At 47.5% G+C, this 4,079-nt stretch carries 6 protein-coding genes; all 6 read right to left on the bottom strand.

Annotation, left to right across the window (positions count from 1 at the left end; genetic code table 11):
• Positions 1-19: 19 nt before the first annotated feature.
• Positions 20-607 carry a 2-oxoacid:ferredoxin oxidoreductase subunit gamma gene (locus tag DEH07_01870; GenBank protein HBY03299.1) on the bottom strand — a complete coding sequence of 196 codons (588 nt, stop codon included), beginning with the start codon at positions 605-607 and terminating at the stop codon, positions 20-22.
• Positions 608-1,354: a 2-oxoglutarate oxidoreductase gene (locus DEH07_01865; protein ID HBY03298.1), complete on the bottom strand. Its 747-nt coding sequence runs from the start codon at positions 1,352-1,354 to the stop codon at positions 608-610. It abuts the gene before it with no gap.
• Entirely contained in the window at positions 1,351-2,421 is a 1,071-nt protein-coding gene (locus DEH07_01860) for a 3-methyl-2-oxobutanoate dehydrogenase subunit beta (GenBank protein HBY03297.1), read from the bottom strand. The genes DEH07_01865 and DEH07_01860 overlap by 4 nt, the downstream gene beginning before the upstream one ends.
• On the bottom strand, positions 2,418-2,633 hold the full coding sequence (locus DEH07_01855) for a tungsten formylmethanofuran dehydrogenase (GenBank protein ID HBY03296.1): 216 nt from the start codon (positions 2,631-2,633) through the stop codon (positions 2,418-2,420). Before DEH07_01855 ends, DEH07_01860 begins: the two co-directional genes overlap by 4 nt.
• Positions 2,634-2,677: 44 nt before the next feature.
• On the bottom strand, positions 2,678-3,340 hold the full coding sequence (locus DEH07_01850; protein HBY03295.1) for a hypothetical protein: 663 nt from the start codon (positions 3,338-3,340) through the stop codon (positions 2,678-2,680).
• 148 nt (positions 3,341-3,488) lie between these two features.
• Positions 3,489-4,079, bottom strand: a 591-nt coding sequence (locus DEH07_01845) for a hypothetical protein (GenBank protein HBY03294.1), incomplete at its 5' end; no start/stop codon positions are given.

Raw genomic sequence — 4,079 nt, 5'->3', positions numbered from 1 at the left:
TCCATCGCTGTAGTAGTAGTTACTTTAGCGAAGCATCTGTTTGAGATAAATTATTCCATGCCTTTTTATAATCCCTGGCCAGTTCCGCTCCTTTTTTCAGCGCCTTAAGGTTGATTGGGATCATATCCAGGTTTCGCTTGGGCAGGATCTGTTCAAGCGATTTTTCTACGGCGCCTACGGATACTACGCCGGTCAACTCTATTAATGCGCCAAGAATCACGCTGTTGGTAATCCTGACATCGCCCAATAGCTCTGCTTCCTCGCTTGCCTGGATGGAAACCACATGAACGTCTGATCTTTTTACACCAAGATTAACCATGGAGCTGTTCACAATAATAATCCCTCCCGGAATGACTGAATCTTCATAGTTTTTCAGGGAGAGGTTGTTCATCACCACCAGCACGGAAGGTTCGGATATGATCGGAGAACTTACCGGACGGTCGGAGATGGTGACGCCGCAGTTTGCAAAACCCCCGCGTTTTTCCGGCCCATAAAAGGGTACATAGGAGACCTCTTTATTCTCCGATGTCGCTGCCAGGGCAAGCAGTTGTCCCATCGAAAGGGCGCCCTGGCCGCCGATGCCTGCAATATAGATTTCTTCATGCATTTAGACCACCCCCGCAGGTGATTTGTAAACCCCGAGCGGATAAAAAGGGATCATCTTTTCTTCCATCCATTTGATAGCTTCAAGCGGGGACAGTCCAAGGTTGGTCGGGCATGCCGAAAGGGCTTCGACAAGGGAAAAGCCAACCCCGTTGAGCTGCATTTCAAATGCTTTTCTAATCGCCTTTTTTGCCTTGATTATTTCTTTGGGATTATGCAATGACACTCTTTCCACATAGACCACACCCTCAACCGGGGCAATCAGTTCACAGGCCCTGATCGGGTTTCCGTTAATCTCTACAGATCTGCCGAAGGGGGTTGTCTTGGTTACCTGGCCAATCAGGGTAGTCGGCGCCATCTGTCCGCCTGTCATACCATAAACGGTGTTGTTGACAAAAATAGTAGTTATTTTTTCTCCGCGGTAAGCGGTATGAATGAAGTCACCGATTCCTATAGCAGCCAGATCGCCGTCCCCCTGGTATGTAAAAAGCACCCGGTCAGGCAGCACCCTCTTAACGCCGGTGGCTATAGAAGGAGCACGGCCGTGCGCCGCCTGAATCATATCAACATTAAAATAGTGTTTTGCAAAAACTGAACATCCGACCGAACTAATTCCAATAGTGCGCCCGCTGACCCCCAGTTCGTCAATGACTTCGGCAACCAGGCGGTGGGCAATTCCATGCATGCAGCCGGGGCAGTAATGAAAGGGAACGTCCCTCAGGCTATATGGCCTTGCAGTAATTTTTTTCATTGGCCTGTTCCTCCCCTTTCGCTAACTTTCTTAAGTTCTTCTAAAATATCTTTGGCCAGCGGAACCATTCCGCCAAGCCTGCCGTAATGGTATACTGGCGCCCGGCCCTTTGCGCCGATTTCAATATCCTCAAACATCTGACCCATATTCATTTCCACCGCCAAAAAGCATTGGACTGATTTGGCGGTCCGGCTGATTACATCATAGGGGAACGGCCACAGTGTAATAGGACGTACTAATCCGGCCCGGATACCCTGTTCGCGTGCTTTGTCAACTACCGCGCGGCAAATCCGTGAGACCGTGCCGAAAGCCACCAGGGCAACTTCGGCGTCATCCAGCATGTATTCCTCGCAGAGTGTTTCCTTGGCGCAAATTTCTTCATACTTGTGTAAAAGCCTTAAATTCACTTCTTCCATTTCTTCCAGGATAACAAATAAAGAATTAATCTCATTTCTATCCTCGTGATAATCCCTGCCTGTAGTAGCCCACGGCCGGGGCGGTATCTCAACACTTTTCTCCTCGTCAATCACTACCGGTTCCATCATCTGCCCCATAATGCCGTCTGCCAGGACCATCGCCGGCATGCGGTACATGTCGGACAGATCGAAGGCTTTTTTCATTATGTCAAGAATTTCCTGCACCGAATTTGGAGCCAGTACAATTATGTGATAATCGCCGTGGCCTCCGCCTTTGGTTGCCTGAAAGTAATCAGCCTGTGAAGGCCCTATATTGCCAAGGCCGGGACCGCCGCGCATAATATTCACCAGCACGCAGGGGAGTTCGGATCCTGCAAGAAAAGAAAGCTCTTCCTGCATCAGGCTGATTCCCGGACCGGAGGATGCTGTCATAACCCTGGCTCCGGCGCAGGCTGCGCCAAAAACCAGATTGATTGAGGCCAATTCGCTTTCGGCCTGCATGAAAAGTCCGCCTATTTCCGGAAGCCTTTTGGCCAGATAATGGGTAACTTCGCTCTGCGGTGTTATCGGGTAGCCGAAAAAGTGACGGCATCCGGCTAAAATAGCCCCTTCGCCGATAGCGTCATTTCCTTTCATTAGAAACCTTCTCAATTTTCCCGCCCCCTCTCCACTTCGATTACCATATCGGGACACATGATTACGCAAAGGCCGCAGCCGGTGCATTTTTTCTGCTCGGTCACAGATGCGACATGATAACCCATTTCATTAATATTGCTTGCCATAGTAATTATCTTTTTAGGACAAGCAGTAGTACAAAGCTGACAGCCTTTACAGCGTTCCTCCCGAAATATTACTTTTGCCAAACACACTTCCCTCCCATTGTCCCTTATGTCTGTTTCTAAAATTTTCACCAGGGTGGCTTCATGTAAAGGTCCATTGGCAGCAGCGGCAGTTCAACTGCGGCAAGATCAGCCAGATCCCTGCGGATACTGAGGAAATCAACCGGCAGACCGAGTTCCTCCGACGCTTTCATTACAATCTTGTGCCCGTTCATTACTGTTTCTATGTCCGTTCCACGGCCAAGGTTGGGGTTGCTGACCAGGGCATGGAATTTAAGTCTGGATGCGCTTTCAATGCTTCTTTTAGCCTTATCGATTCCCTCAACATCAGCTGTCATCGGCCGGTACGGATTAACCACCAAAAAAAAACGGTGGCCGTCCTCAGGTATATTCTCCCTGAAACGGCTCAGCGCTATTGCGCCCAGATCATCACCGCCCATATCCAGGACGCCGTAACCCTTTCCTCCCTGAAGCACGCCGTATATGCCGGGGGATAAGGCGGGAAGATCCGCGTAGGCCAGTTCTTCTCTGGGGCAGATCATGGTAATGCCCATTTTTTCCAGGATTTTTTTAGCAGCGCCGGCTCTGAAATAATGGTTTAAAATATCCAGATCTACTACTGTTACGGGAAAACCTTTTTGGTGAAGGTTTATAGCGTAATTCAGGGCAACTTCTGTTTTCCCGCTTCCAAAACCGCCGGCGAACAGGCTAAGTTGTTTTTGGGTTTTCATGTCTGCCTTTTTTATACAAATTCATTGGGTATATCCCTTTCTTCGACGAAAGGTTAATAAAATCCTTTGGCTTAACTTTGGACAAAAATTAAGCAATATTAATTTTATCATATGGTTGATTCTTAAATTGTTAACCAGGCAGGCTTTTTTAATCTATTCGGGGACCTTTGCCAATCATAATTTTTCCGTTATAATACCTGTTTTTTATGTGCGCCGCTTCCTCAAGAAATTTTTCCAAGCCTTTTTGCTTGATATGGCACAGGTTAAAAACTTTTATGTTATGGGGCAGGACATCCGCCCCGTCGGCTGCAGGATTAAGCTTTACGCATGGAAAATCAGGACAGTCAAAACAAAAGACAACTTCATGCCCGTTGGCGCAGGCAAATGTTTCACACTGAGTTTCAAGGACGGGACAGTTTCCCTTTATAGACCTGCATCCGGGGCAGGGTGAAATATTATAGCCCTTGGCTTTTGCATCCTCCAGCATTTCGGGATTGTCATTAGCTTTAAAAAGGGGACATTCCCCGCAAAAGATTCCACATGGCGCAACCAATGAGCAATCGTAATCCCCGGCGATATTCATAAAAAAACCTCCTGTATTGAAGTTTTTTAACCGTTTAGCTTTTTTGTATTTATTTCGTGTGAAAAAAATGTTTTCCTCTATTTTTGGACTTGAAGATAATACAAGATCAGCAGGCGGAATTAAATAAGTTGTTATTAGTACTACAGCGATGGATCT

The sequence above is a fragment of the Desulfotomaculum sp. genome (assembly GCA_003513005.1).
Taxonomy (GTDB): Bacteria; Bacillota; Desulfotomaculia; order Desulfotomaculales; family Nap2-2B; genus 46-80.
Note: the sequence above shows the minus strand (reverse complement) of the source record. Positions and strands in the feature narration are given on the sequence as shown.